The sequence below is a fragment of the Nannocystis sp. genome (assembly GCF_016714285.1).
Classification (GTDB): domain Bacteria; phylum Myxococcota_A; class Polyangia; order Nannocystales; family Nannocystaceae; genus Nannocystis.
In genome coordinates, this window is the sequence record NZ_JADJNN010000001.1 from 832,877 (window position 1) to 845,665 (window position 12,789).

Consider the following 12,789-nt stretch of genomic DNA (forward strand, 5'->3'; position numbering starts at 1 on the left):
GGCCCGCCGCGACGCGGGCGTATCCTGCCACCATGTCGCTCGCAGCGATCTACGTCGAGTTCCTCGAGCGCGAGGGCTATCGGCCGACCATCGACGAGACCGGCGATGTCCTCTTCAAGTGCGAGGGCCGCTGTTACTACCTGATGGTCGACGACGACGACCCGATCTACTTCCGCCTGCTGTTCCCCAATTTCTGGAGCATCGACGGACCCCTCGAGCACCAGCGGGCCCTGCTCGCCGCGGCCGAGGTCACCGCCGAGATCAAGGTCGCCAAGGTCTACGTCCTCGGCGACGACACCCAGGCCGCCGCCGAGATGTTCCTCGCCGCCCCGGACGATCTACCCCGCGTCTTCGATCGCGCCCTCCGGGCCCTCCAGGGCGCCGTCCGCCGCTTCTGCGAGCTCATGCAGGACCGCCGCCCGCGCCTGCGCCTGGTCGAGGACAACAACTGAAACGAGGCCCCGTGGAGCTCGCACAACTCCGCTACTTCCGCGAGATCGCCCGCCTCGGCAGCATGACCGCGGCCGCCCGCGCCCTCGGCCTCCGTCAACCCACCCTCTCGGCCGCCGTCCGTCAGCTCGAGGAGGAGCTCGGCGCCACCCTGCTGCAGCGCCACCGCGGCGGCGCCTCGCTCACCGCCGCTGGCAGCGAGCTGCTGCGCCACGCCGACGAGATCTTCGCCCTGCTCGACCGCGCCGCCGCCGGCATCGCCGGCCTCGAGCACGACCTCGTCGGCCACTTCGTGCTCGGCTGCCACGAGTCGCTCGGCGCCTACTTCCTGCCGCGCCTGCTCCCCGTGGTCTTGAAGGACGCCCCGAAGATCGCCCTCAGCCTGCGCAACGCCCCCTCGGCCGAGGTGCTCGCCGCCGTCCTCGAGCGCGAGGTCCACCTCGGCCTCGTCGTCAACCCGCACCCGCACCCCGACCTCGTGATGGTCCCGCTGTTCGCCGACGCCGTCGACTTCTTCGTCCGCGCCCCCGCGAACGCCCCGGCTGCCCCCTCCGGCGCCGCCATCTACGCCCCGAGAGCTGCGCCACCCACGAGTTCACCGCCGCGATCGAGATCCTCAACACCGGCCCCTCATCTTCGCCGGTCGCGTCCAGCAGTGCGGCGAGCTGCTCGAGCAGCTCGCCGAGCGCGGCGCCGTGCCCCAACGTCTGCTCTCCTGCGGCGACTTCGAGCTGGTCAAGAGCCTCGCCCTCGCCGGCGTCGGGGTCGCGATCCTGCCGCGCCGGATCGCCGCCTACGGCCACGAGGGCGCGCTGCGTCGCCTCCACCCGCGGCTCCCGATCGTCCCCGACGAGATCGTCCTCGTCTACCGCGCCGACCTGCCGAAGACCCGCGCCGCCGCCTTCCTCAAGGACGCGATCGCCAGCACCAGCCGCGCCATGCCCGACATCGGCCTGCGCCCCCGCCCGCGCTGACCGCCTCGCCGGAGCAACCGCCCCGCCGCGTTGCGACAGCCCGGCCCGGCGCATCGTGACAGCGCCCACCCCAGCGACAGCCCGTCGCGCCCGCCCGTCGCCGCGCCGCCCCGGTGTATCCTCCGCTCGCCGTGACCGCCCCGTCCTCGCCGCTGCGCACGCTCCAGCGCCTCGCCAGCCTCGTGCGCCTCAGCCACACCGTGTTCGGCCTGCCCTTCGCGCTCGCGGCCGCCGGCCTCGCCCACCGCAGCGCCCTCGCCCACGGCGGTGAGGGCCTCACCCTCGCCCGCCTCGGCCTGATCCTGCTCGCCTTCACCGGCGCCCGCACGGCCGCGATGGGCTTCAACCGCATCGTCGATCGCCGCATCGACGCCGACAACCCGCGCACCGCCGGCCGCGAGTTGCCCGCGGGCCTGCTCTCGCTGCCCGCCGCCTGGGCCCTCACCGCCCTCTCCGCGCTCGCCTTCGTGTTCGCCGCCTGGTCTTTGGGACCTGTCCCTTTGTACCTGTCGCCGATCTGCCTGCTGATCATCCTCGGCTACAGCCTGTTCAAGCGCTTCAGCTGGTCGGCCCACCTGGTCCTCGGCCTCGCCCTCGCGCTCGCCCCCGGCGGCGCCTGGGTCGCGATCACCGGCAGCCTCAGCGACCTGACCACTCCCCTGTGGCTGATGCTCGCGGTCGCCTGCTGGGTCGCCGGCTTCGACGTCCTCTACAGCCTCCAGGACGAGCCCTTCGACCGCGCCCGCGGCCTCCACTCGATCCCCGTGCGCTTCGGGGTCCGCGGCGCGCTGCTCCTCAGCGGCCTGCTCCACCTCGTCACCGTCGCCGCCCTCGCCGTCGTCCACGTCCACGCCGGCCTCGGCGCCTGGCACGGCCTCGGCCTCGCCCTCATCGCCGCGATCCTCGTCTACGAGCACGCGATCGTCCGCCCCACGGACCTGTCCCGCATCGACCGCGCCTTCTTCGACCTGAACGGCTACGTCAGCCTCGCCTACCTCGCCTGCGTCGGCCTCGACCTGTGGCTGTAGGCTGCAGCGGTGGCGGGGCCGCGGCCCACAAGGACGCAGGCACGGCGCTCACCGGAGCCATCGTCAGCGACGCCCGCGGAGGATCGCCACCGCGCCGCAACAAAGCCATCAGCATTTGACAGGCGCGCCCCGCTTGTCGATGCTGCGGGCGTGCGCCGCGTCCTCATCGCCGCCCTCGCGCTCGCGCAGCTCGCCGCCCCGCAGGTCGCCGCCGCCCGCCGCCCCACCACCGCCGAGCTCGCCGAGGACGGCCTCAGCGACCCGCGCAAGCGCCAGCCGCCGCCGCGCCACCGCCTGCGCCTCGGCCTCCTCAGCGACGCCCTGCGCACCACCGCCGCGCTCGGCCGCGACGGCAAGACCACCCGCTTCTACTACGCGACCCTCATGCTCGACCTCGCCTACCAGGCGCAGGTCTTCAAGTACGTCATGATCCGCCCGAGCCTCGCGATCGGAGGCAACGTCGCCAACAGCCGCAACGCCATGCCCGCGGCGATCCAGCCGAGCCTGTTCGTCGGCTACCAGGGCGCGCTGCTCGGCGTCGCCGTCGGCTACAGCCTGCTGGTCCCGTTCCCGCGGGTCATCGGCGCCACCAACGGCCACGGCGGCCCGACCCAGCCGGTCTTCCTCGGCATCACCCCGCTGGAGAACGGCAAGAAGGGCACCCCGAGCCAGGCCATCGCCGCCGAGGTCTCGCTCACCACCCGCGTCGACCGCGGCGCCCTCAACTTCGCCGCCCGCGTCGGCGGCCTGCACTACCACCTCAAGCACCTCAACATCGAGGACAAGCGCTGGAGCTTCATGGTCACGCTCAGCGCCAGCTGGTTCTTCGTCCTCGGCGGTCGCCGCAAGCGTGACCGAGCTGAGGCCAGGGCGCGTGAGCAAGGTCGCTAGCCCGCGCCGGCAAACCGCCGCCAATCGACATTCCACGGCCGTTTCGAACGCTTCTGCGCCCACGCTCCGCTTCCCGCGCGGCGGCAAAGCCTCTAGCATCCCGGCCATGCAGAAGCCGCTGATGAAGGGCGCCAAATCCGACATCGTCGCCGCGATCGGCAACACGCCGATCGTCCGCCTGAATCACGTCACCGAGGGCCTCGAGTCCGAGATCTACGTCAAGCTCGAGCTGCTAAACCCCGCCGGCTCGATGAAGGACCGCGTCGGCCTCAACATCATCCGCGACGCCGAGGAGCGCGGCATGCTGCAGCCCGGCGGCACGATCGTCGAGGCCACCAGCGGCAACACCGGCGCCGGCCTGGCCATGGTCGCCGCCACCCGCGGCTACAAGTGCATCTTCGTCATGCCCGACAAGATGGCCCGCGAGAAGATCGACACCCTGCGCGCCTACGGGGCCAAGGTCGTCATCTGCCCGACCGCCGTCGAGCCCAGCGACCCGCGCAGCTACTACTCCGTGTCGCGCCGCATCGTCGAGGAGACCCCCGGCGCCTTCTATTCGAACCAGTACCACAACCCCGCCAACCCCGAGGCCCACTACGTCAGCACCGCCCCCGAGATCTGGGACCAGACCGGCGGCGAGTTCGACGTCTTCGTCTCCGGCATGGGCACCGGCGGCACGCTGTCGGGCTGCGGCCGCTACTTCAAGGAGCGAAACCCCAACGTCAAGATCGTCGGCGTCGATCCGATCGGCTCGCTCTACTACGAGTACATCAAGACCGGCCGCCTCACCAAGCCCTTCAGCTACTACGTCGAGGGCATCGGCGAGGACTTCCTGCCGTCGACGATGAACCTCAACATCCTCGACGACATCGTCCAGGTCGACGACCGCGAGTGCTTCGTCATGACCCGCGACCTGGTCCGCCGCGAGGGCATCTTCGCCGGCGGCTCCTGCGGCGCGGCCGTCGTCGGCGCCATCAAGTACGCGCGCACCCTCAAGCAGCCCAAGCGCCTGCTGGTGCTGCTCCCCGACGGCGCCCAGAAGTACCTCAGCAAGATCTTCAACGACGAGTGGATGCGCAGCAACGGCTTCTTCGACGAGGACTCCGTCGGCGGCACCGTCGCCCACATCCTGCGCCGCAAGCCCGGCCGGGTCATCACCGCCACCGCCACCACCACCGTGCGCGAGGCGATCCAGATCCTCAAGGAGCACAACATCAGCCAGCTCCCGATCCTCGACGAGCACCAGCGCCACTGCGGCATCGTCAGCGAGCTCGACCTGCTCAATTATCTCGTCCAAAACGAGGGCCGCCTCGGCGAGCCGCTCAGCGACCTCATCAACAGCGACTACGCCACCGTCTCGCCGCACACCCGCATCCAGCTGCTCAAGAGCATCTTCAACGACGCCAAGGTCGTGCTCGTCACCGAAGGCGACCGCCTGCTCGGCCTGCTCAGCAAGATCGACCTGATCGACTACCTCGCCTCCCAGCAATAGACCCCCATGGCGATCTACGACCCCTCGACCGACCACGCCCCGAGCAGCCGCCCGGAGACCCTCGCCATCCACGGCGGCCAGCACCCGGAGCCGATCACCGGCGCCGTCATGCCGCCGATCTCGCAGAGCTCCACCTACGCCCAGAAGGGCCCCGGCGAGCACACCGGCTTCGAATACAGCCGCACCCACAACCCGACCCGCTACGCGCTCGAGCGCGCCGTCGCGGCCCTCGAGGGCGGCCGCTTCGGTCTGGCGTTCGGATCGGGCATGGCCGCCACCACCACCGTGATGCAGCTGCTCAGCGCCGGCGATCATGTCGTCGCCGGCGACGACATGTACGGCGGCACCTTCCGCCTGTTCGACAAGGTGATGCGCCGCCGCGGCCACAGCTTCAGCTACGTCGACGTGACCCGCCCCGGCGCCGTCGCGGCCGCGATCCGCCCCGAGACCCGCCTGGTCTGGATCGAGACCCCCACCAACCCGATGCTCAAGCTCGGCGACATCCGGGCCATCGCCGACGCCCTGCGCGGCCGCGACATCCTGCTCGCCGTCGACAACACCTTCATGTCCCCGATCTCCCAGCGCCCGCTCGACCTCGGCGCCGACCTCGTGGTCCACAGCACCACCAAGTACATCGGCGGCCACTCCGACGTCGTCGGCGGCGTCATCGTCGGCCGCGACCTCGGCCTGCACGAGCGCCTCGCCTTCCTGCAGAACGCCGTCGGCGCGGTGCCCGGGCCGCAGGACTGCTACCTCACCCTCCGCGGCCTCAAGACCCTCCCCCTGCGGATCGAACGCCACCAGGCCAACGCCGCCCGCGTGGCCCAGTTCCTCGCCGAGCACCCCAAGGTCGAGCGCGTCATCTACCCCGGCCTCGCCAGCCACCCGCAGCACGACCTGGCCCGCCGCCAGATGACCGGCTTCGGCGGCATGATCTCCTTCTACCTGCGCGGCGACCTCGACGCGGCCCGCCGCTTCCTCTCCGCCGTCCGCGTCTTCACCCTCGCCGAGAGCCTGGGCGGCGTCGAGAGCCTCATCGAGCACCCCGCGATCATGACCCACGCCTCGGTGCCGAAGGAGAACCGCGAGAAGCTCGGCATCGCCGACGGCTTCATCCGCGTCAGCGTCGGCGTCGAGCACATCGACGATCTGATCGCCGACCTCGAGCGCGCCTTCCGGGCCGTGTGAGCGTCGGCTCCGTCGCCATCGTCAGGCCGCGGAGCCGTCGCTCACGCCGCGAGCCGCTGCGCCAGCCTCACTCCGGCTCCTCCGGCTCCATCGCCACCCCGAGCGCCGCCGCCTTGCGGCCCTCCGCCCGCCGCCGCGCCGCGTACAGCCGCTCGCCCTCGGGGCTGCGCGCCCCGACCGCGGGCAACTCCGCGTCCGCCCCGGCCGCCTTCGACCTGTCCGAAAGAGCAGCCCGCCACTGCGCCAGCGACACCCGCGTGAAGCTCGGGTCGCGCGGGTCCTCGAGGATCGCCCGCACCACCGGCTCCGGATCGACGAACTGCGGCGCCAGCTCGGCCGGATCGTAGGCGTCCCCGCGATCGAAGAGCCCGCCGCAGATCGGCCGCAGCGTGCACTGCGAGCAGCCGTCCGCGTAGCGGTGCCCCCACTCGGTCTGCCGCACCGACTGCTTGGCGTCGAGGAAGTGCACGATGCGCTCCTCCGCTTTCACGATCTTGCGCGTCTCGGTGCTCGCCCAGCCGAACTCGCCGAGATAACAGAGCGGCACCTTCTCGACCCGGAAGCTGCGCCCGCTCGCGTGCAGCAGCCGCATCGCCCGCAGCAGCGAGGTCTCGAAGTCGGCCAGGCGCGGCGTGAACTGCTCCTGGTTGACCTCGGCCCGCCCCATCGACGGATCGAGGTTGTTCCACACGAAGTGCCGCACCTGCGGGTGGTGGGCCATGAAGTGGCGGATGTTGGCGTCGAGGTGATCGGCGTTGAGCCGGTTGATCACGCAGTTGACGTTGACCTCCACCCCGAAGCGGGCCGCGTTGTCGATCGCCGCGAAGGCCCGCTCGAGCGTGCCCGCGTGCCCGCGCAGCCGCGCCTCGACCTCCGGCCGCACCGAGTACACCGACACGTGCACGAGCTTCAGCCCCGCCTCCGCCAGCGCCCGCGCGAACTCCGGGTCGGCCAGCCGCGTCCCGTTGGTGATCATGCGGACGTGCAGCCCCTGCGCCGCCGCGTAGCCCGCGATCTCCGGCAGCTCCGGGTGCAGGGTCGGCTCGCCGCCGGTCAGGATCACCCCGAAGTAGCCGCGCCGCACGAAGTCGTCGACCAGCAGCTTCATCGACGCAAAGGTGTGCGTGTACGGCGTCGTCGGGTTCGAACAGAACCCGCAGAAGTGGTTGCAGTGCCGCACCACCTGGATGTACCCGAGGTTCGCCATCCGCTCGCCAGCGTACACTGGGACCGGCTATCCTGGCCCGGCATGCCCCCCGTGCCCGCAGGGCGCCGCCTCCCGGTCCTGCCCGCGCCCGGCCCCGCCGCGCAGGTCGAGATCCAGCTCGGCCACGCCTGCAACAACCGCTGCGTCTTCTGCGTCAGCGGCCAGCTCACCGCCCAGGGCCTCGCCCGCCCGCTGCCCGCCGGCCTGGCCCTCGCCGCGCTCGCGCAGGCCGCCGCCCGCGGCGCTCGCAAGGTCACCTTCCTCGGCGGCGAGCCGACCCTGCAAGCCAGCCTGCTCCCCGCGATCGCCCGCGCGATCGACCTCGGCTTCACCGCGATCGTGCTGTTCACCAACGGCGTCAAGACGGCCCGCGCCGGCTACATCGACGAGATCCTCGCTCTCGGGGCCGCGCGCAGCTTCACCGGCTTCGAGTGGCGCTTCTCGATCCAGGGCGGCGACGAGGCCAGCCACGATCACGTCACGGAGAAGCCCGGCTCCTTCCAGCGCCTCGTCGCCGGCCTGCGCCACCTGCGAGACCGCGGCCAGCACCTCACCGCCAACGCCTGCATCAACACCCGCAGCTACCGCTCGCTGCCCGGCTACGTCGACCTGGTCCGCGAGCACGACATCCGCCAGCTCCACCTCGACCAGGTCCGCCCCCGCGACGCCGGCCAGCGCAGCGACGCCGAGCTGCGCGCCATGATGCCCCGCTACAGCGACCAGGCCCCGTTCTTCCGCGCCATGCTGGACCGCTTCGATCGCGAGCAGGGCCCCGACTTCGACATCAACGTCGGCAACCTCCCCTTCTGCGTGATGCCCGAGCGCGCCGCACAGATCCACCACGACGGCGAGTCCACCCTCACGGTCGCGGCCGACGGCGAGCACCTGTCCCAGCCGTGGGACAAGTACGCCGACAAGCGCAGCGACAAATTCCACCCGCCCGCCTGCGCCGCCTGCCGCTTCCGCCCGCGCTGCAACGGCATCTTCAGCAAGTACGCCGAATTCCACGGCACCGCCGAATTCATCCCCGTCCCGGGCCTGTCTCTCGGGCCAGCCGCCCCGCGCGCGAGCGCGGACCTGTCCTCTGGGTCATCCGGCCTGTCTCTCGGGCCAGCCGCCCCGCACCTGTCCTCCGGGCCAGCCCGCTCCGCCGACCCGCCGGCGATGAAGTACCGCACCCTCCCGAACAGCGATCTCCAGCTGTCCGCGCTCGGGCTCGGCTGCTGGACCCTCGGCGGCGAGGGCTGGGGCCCGGACCCCGGCGAGGCCGCGGCCGCCGACACCGTCGCCGCCGCGATCGAGCTCGGCATCAACTGGTTCGACACCGCCCCGCTCTACGCCGACGGCCGCGCCGATCAGCGCCTCGCGCGGGCCCTCGGCGCGCGCCGTCACGACCTCGTGATCGCCACCAAGGTCGGCGCGCGCAAGGACGCCAGCGGCCACGCCCACAGCGACCTCTCGCCCGCCAACCTGGTCGCCGACGTCGAGGCCAGCCTGCGCCGCCTGGGCCTCGACGTCCTCCCCCTGCTGCAGATCCACTGGCCCTGCGAGCGCGGCACCCCGCTGGCCGCCAGCCTCGACGCGCTCGCAGAGCTGCGCGCCGCCGGCAAGCTGCGCCACGTCGGCCTCTGCAACTACAACCCCGCCGGCCTGCGCGCCGCGCTCGCCCACGACATCGGCCTCGTCAGCCTCCAGACCCCCTACTCGATGGTCCGCCGCGAGTTCGAACATGGCCTCCGTGACATGGTCCTCGGGACAGGTCCCGAGGGCCAGCCGGTCCAGCGCCTCGGCGTGCTCGCCTACGAGACCCTGTGCCGCGGCCTCCTCGCGGGCGCCCACACCCGCAGCCCGCCGAGCTTCCCGGGCACCGACCTCCGCGCCCACGACCCACGCTTCCGCGAGCCGAGCTGGACCCGCCTGCACCGGCTCAGCCAGGCCCTCTCCACCGTCGCCACCCGCCTGCAGGTTGAGCCCGCCGCGCTGGCAGTCGCGTGGGTGCTGCGTCAGCCGGGCATCAGCGTCGCGGTCGTCGGCGCCCGCAGCCCGGCGCAGATCCGCGGCGCCGCACAGGCCCTCGGCCTCCTCTCGCAGACCCGCGTGTGGCGAGCACTGCAGCCCCACATCGACGTCTGCCGACCCTGAGCGAGCGCCGCCGATCCGCAGCGCCCGTACGCACTCGTGGATTCGCGTCCGCAAGGGCGTGGCTTGTGCCATCCGGCGACATGCTGTCCCATCGCGACATGACGATGAAAATGGGATGGATGAGGGTGTCAGGCGCGCTGTTGCTGCTCCTGACGGGTTGCGGCGACGATTCGAACACGACCACGACGGGGCTGACGACATCGGGCCCCGGGTCGACCACGGATGTCTTGACGACGGCCAACTCGTCCACGAGCGACGCGCCGACCACCGACACGCCGACCACGGACACGCCGACCACCGACGTCACGACCGCGCCGACGACCGACGTCACGACCGCGTCGACGACCGACGTCACGACCGCGTCGACCGGCCCATCGGACCCGGTGTGCGGCAACAATGTGCTGGAGGACGGCGAGGCCTGCGACGACGGCAACGTCGCGGACGGCGACGGCTGCAGCGCGGCCTGCGTGCTCGAGAGCTGCGGCGACGGCGTGATCCAGGGGGCCGAGGAGTGCGACGACGGGCCGAACAACGGCGACGACCAGATGTGCACGACGATGTGCAAGACCGCGGTCTGCGGCGACGCGCTGGTCGGGCCCGGCGAGATGTGCGACGACGGCAACCAGGTCGATGACGACGCGTGCACGAACCTGTGCACGACGCCCGCCTGCGGCGACAGCATCATCCAGGCGCCGGAGGAGTGCGACGACGGCAACATGGTCGACACCGACGCCTGCCTCGCCACCTGCCTCAACGCGAAGTGCGGCGACAATGCGGTCCAGGAGGGCGTCGAGGAGTGCGACGACGGCAACATGGTCGACACCGACATGTGCCTCGGCACCTGCAAGAACGCCAAGTGCGGCGACACCAAGGTCCAGATGGGCGTCGAGGAGTGCGACGACGGCAACATGGTCGACACCGACATGTGCCTCGGCACCTGCAAGAACGCCAAGTGCGGCGACACCAAGGTCCAGATGGGCGTCGAGGAGTGTGACGACGGCAACATGGTCGACACCGACATGTGCCTCGGCACCTGCAAGAACGCCAAGTGCGGCGACGGCAAGGTCCAGATGGGCGTCGGGTGCGCGCGGACATGGTCGAGACCGACGCTTGCATCAACACCTGCAAGACCGCCAAGTGCGGCGACGGCAAGGTCCAGATGGGCGTCGAGGACTGCGACGACGGCAACATGGTCGACAACGACTCGTGCAACAACATGTGCAAGTCGACCCTCAAGAAGAGCTTCGGGCCGGCGCAGTGCACCCTGAACCAGGACTGCGCGAGCCAGTGCACGCCGTGGAACAATTTCCGGGCCTCGCTCGGCGCGGGTCCCTACACCAAGATCACCCTGCGGGGCAGCAACGACATGGTCGGCAGGGTCTGCAACGGGGCCACCGCGCAGACGCTGTGCCAGGCGCTCAAGAACGGGACCGCGGTCGGACCGCTCGCGTGCGACGGCAACAACTGGCGCACCGGCAACTGCGGCGGTGGCCTCGAGATCAACGCGGACGGCACCCTGTGCTCGTGCGACAACCCCGGCTGGATCGTGCGGCCCTGCATCGGCGGCGGTAACCCGAACTGGGGCGGCATGAACTCGGCGACCTGCAACGGCCCGAGCCAGACCCTCGAGGTCATCTGCGAGTAGAGCGCGGCGGCGCCTGCTCCGGATCCACGAGGTAAGCCACCGGCCCCAGCTGCACGCTGGGGGCCGTCCCACCGGCGATCGGCGGCTCCCACACCCGCTCGATGTACGCCAGGTTGGCCGCCGACCGCGGGTGCGGGGCGATCAGCCGCGTCGCTGCCACCATCCCGATCCCGGCGGCGACCCCCACGATCGTCGCCGCCACGCGCACGCGCCCCCGCGGCGCCAGCAGCCACAGCAAGCCCAACAAGCCCAGCGCGATCGGCAGCGTCACCCCGCCCGCGAGCGTGTACGGCGTCCGTCCGGCGCGCCACAGCGGCAGCAGCACCTCCGACACCGGCTGGTGGATGTTGGTCAGATCGAAGTGCGGCCACAGCGACGCCGCCAACCCGTTGATGATCGCCGACCAGGTCAGCAGCGCCGCCGTCAGCAGCCACGCCAGCGGCCGCGCTCGCGTCAGCCAGCGCGCCGCCCCGGCGAGCCCGAGCGCCAGCGCCGGCATCACCGCCACCAGGTAGCGCGGCCCGACCCGCCACCCGCCCTCGAAGTTGAGGCTGACGCAGGTCAGGAGCAGCAGCAGGAACATCGCCAGCTGCACCCGCGCGTGGCTGCGCAGCGCCGTGTCATCTGGCCCCCGGGACATGTCCCACAGGCCAGCCAGCGCCGCCAGCGAGAGCGGCGCCCACCACAGCAGCCCGGCCTCGCTCGACAGCAGCTGCGCGTGCACCCCGGTCCAGCTCGGCGCCACCAGCCCGAGGAAGCCCTCGCCGTGCTTGGCCGCGAACTCGGGGTTGACCGCGTTGTGGTAGCCGGTGCGCAGCGGCCCGCCGTAGACCGCCGCGTGATACCAGGCGAGCAGCCCGATCGGCAGCGCCGCCCCGAGGCTCGCGGCGAGGCCCGCCCGCCCGCGACCGCGTCGCAGCCACGCCAGCACGAAGCCCGCGATCGCCAGGCCCGCGAACGCGGCGCTGTACTCGACCGCGAGCGCCGCCCCGCACAGCAGCCCGCCCGCGCCCGCCGTCCGCCAGCGATCGCCGCGTACGCCCTCGACCACCCACAGCGCGCCGATCGTCAGCAGACACGCCGTGAGCTGGTGCCCGTAGAGCAGGTGCGCGTAGGCGAAGGCGGGGGTCGCCAGCGCGTAGAGCCCGAGCCCGAGCCAGGCCGCGTGAGCCCCGAACGCCGCCCGCAGCCGCCGCGCCAGCGCGGCGCACAGCAGCAGCGTCGGCAGCACCCCGGCGAGCAACCGGCCCCACCAGGTGTAGCGCCGCAGCGTCAGCGCCTCGCCCGCGCTCGCCCGCGCCGCCACGTACGCCGCCGCCGCCACCAGCCCGGCCCCCGGCGGCTTGTTCGGGTACAGCCCGCCCGCGACCCCGCGCGCGACGTCCGGCCCCGCCGCCAGCCCGCGCCCCGCCAACCCGTCGATCGCAAAGCTCCCGCTGTCGACGATCGCCATCCCCTGCAGCAGCCGCGGCAGCTCGCTCGCGTTGCGCGTGCGCTCCGCGTACGGGAACGCGTACAACAGCAGCGCCGCCAGCCCGAGCAGCGGCCCCGCGCCCTGCAGCAGCCGCGCCCCGCGGCCATCCCCGGGCCCGCTCAACCTGTCCCCCGGGCCAGCCGACCTGTCCGGGCCAGCCCCGTCCGACCTGTCCCCCGGGCCAGCCGACCTGTCCCCCGGGCCAGCCCCGTCCGACCTGTCCTTCAGGCCAGCCGATCTGTCCCCCAGGCCAGCCTCATCGACCCGTCCGCGGCCGTCCTGGCCCGGGTCCACGGGG

At 72.1% G+C, this 12,789-nt stretch carries 10 protein-coding genes and 3 pseudogenes; 11 read left to right on the forward strand and 2 right to left on the reverse strand.

The features are described 5' to 3' along the window. Positions 1-32 precede the first annotated feature (32 nt). The 7 genes and pseudogenes from IPJ59_RS03370 to IPJ59_RS03400 all read left to right on the forward strand — a co-directional run bounded on the left by IPJ59_RS03370 (position 33) and on the right by IPJ59_RS03400 (position 6,023). On the forward strand, positions 33-452 hold the full coding sequence (locus IPJ59_RS03370) for a hypothetical protein (RefSeq protein WP_293269719.1): 420 nt from the start codon (positions 33-35) through the stop codon (positions 450-452). Positions 453-463: 11 nt separating this feature from the next. Next, positions 464-961, forward strand: a pseudogene (locus tag IPJ59_RS37520) (LysR family transcriptional regulator); the annotation flags it as partial. Between the two features lie 67 nt (positions 962-1,028). Then, the gene (locus tag IPJ59_RS03380) at positions 1,029-1,424 is read left to right on the forward strand and encodes a LysR family transcriptional regulator substrate-binding protein (protein WP_293269872.1); all 396 of its coding nucleotides are present in this window, start codon (positions 1,029-1,031) and stop codon (positions 1,422-1,424) included. A 131-nt stretch (positions 1,425-1,555) separates the two neighbouring features. Continuing rightward, positions 1,556-2,452: a UbiA-like polyprenyltransferase gene (locus IPJ59_RS03385; RefSeq protein ID WP_293269720.1), complete on the forward strand. Its 897-nt coding sequence runs from the start codon at positions 1,556-1,558 to the stop codon at positions 2,450-2,452. A 150-nt stretch (positions 2,453-2,602) separates the two neighbouring features. After that, positions 2,603-3,343, forward strand: coding sequence for a hypothetical protein (locus tag IPJ59_RS03390; RefSeq protein ID WP_293269721.1), 741 nt, complete (start codon positions 2,603-2,605; stop codon positions 3,341-3,343). Positions 3,344-3,449: 106 nt separating this feature from the next. Beyond that, complete coding sequence (locus tag IPJ59_RS03395; RefSeq protein ID WP_293269722.1) at positions 3,450-4,835, forward strand: cystathionine beta-synthase; 1,386 nt, start codon at positions 3,450-3,452, stop codon at positions 4,833-4,835. 6 nt (positions 4,836-4,841) lie between these two features. After that, positions 4,842-6,023: a cystathionine gamma-synthase gene (locus IPJ59_RS03400; RefSeq protein WP_293269723.1), complete on the forward strand. Its 1,182-nt coding sequence runs from the start codon at positions 4,842-4,844 to the stop codon at positions 6,021-6,023. 67 nt (positions 6,024-6,090) lie between these two features. Here the strand turns inward: IPJ59_RS03400 and IPJ59_RS03405 are convergent, their stop codons facing one another. Continuing rightward, complete coding sequence (locus IPJ59_RS03405; protein ID WP_293269724.1) at positions 6,091-7,230, reverse strand: radical SAM protein; 1,140 nt, start codon at positions 7,228-7,230, stop codon at positions 6,091-6,093. 42 nt (positions 7,231-7,272) lie between these two features. Between IPJ59_RS03405 and IPJ59_RS03410 the strand changes: the two genes are divergently transcribed. The 4 genes and pseudogenes from IPJ59_RS03410 (at position 7,273) to IPJ59_RS03420 (ending at position 11,017) form a co-directional block, all read left to right on the forward strand. Further along, entirely contained in the window at positions 7,273-9,372 is a 2,100-nt protein-coding gene (locus IPJ59_RS03410) for an aldo/keto reductase (RefSeq protein WP_293269725.1), read from the forward strand. Positions 9,373-9,491: 119 nt separating this feature from the next. Beyond that, positions 9,492-10,400: pseudogene (locus IPJ59_RS03415) on the forward strand (DUF4215 domain-containing protein); the annotation flags it as partial. Positions 10,401-10,465: 65 nt separating this feature from the next. Further along, a pseudogene (locus IPJ59_RS37525) lies at positions 10,466-10,558 on the forward strand (hypothetical protein); the annotation flags it as partial. A 3-nt stretch (positions 10,559-10,561) separates the two neighbouring features. After that, on the forward strand, positions 10,562-11,017 hold the full coding sequence (locus tag IPJ59_RS03420; RefSeq protein WP_366524546.1) for a hypothetical protein: 456 nt from the start codon (positions 10,562-10,564) through the stop codon (positions 11,015-11,017). On the opposite strand, the gene IPJ59_RS03425 is transcribed toward IPJ59_RS03420, so the two are convergent. Next, complete coding sequence (locus tag IPJ59_RS03425) at positions 11,004-12,614, reverse strand: hypothetical protein (RefSeq protein ID WP_293269729.1); 1,611 nt, start codon at positions 12,612-12,614, stop codon at positions 11,004-11,006. The genes IPJ59_RS03420 and IPJ59_RS03425 overlap by 14 nt on opposite strands. Positions 12,615-12,789: the final 175 nt, after the last annotated feature.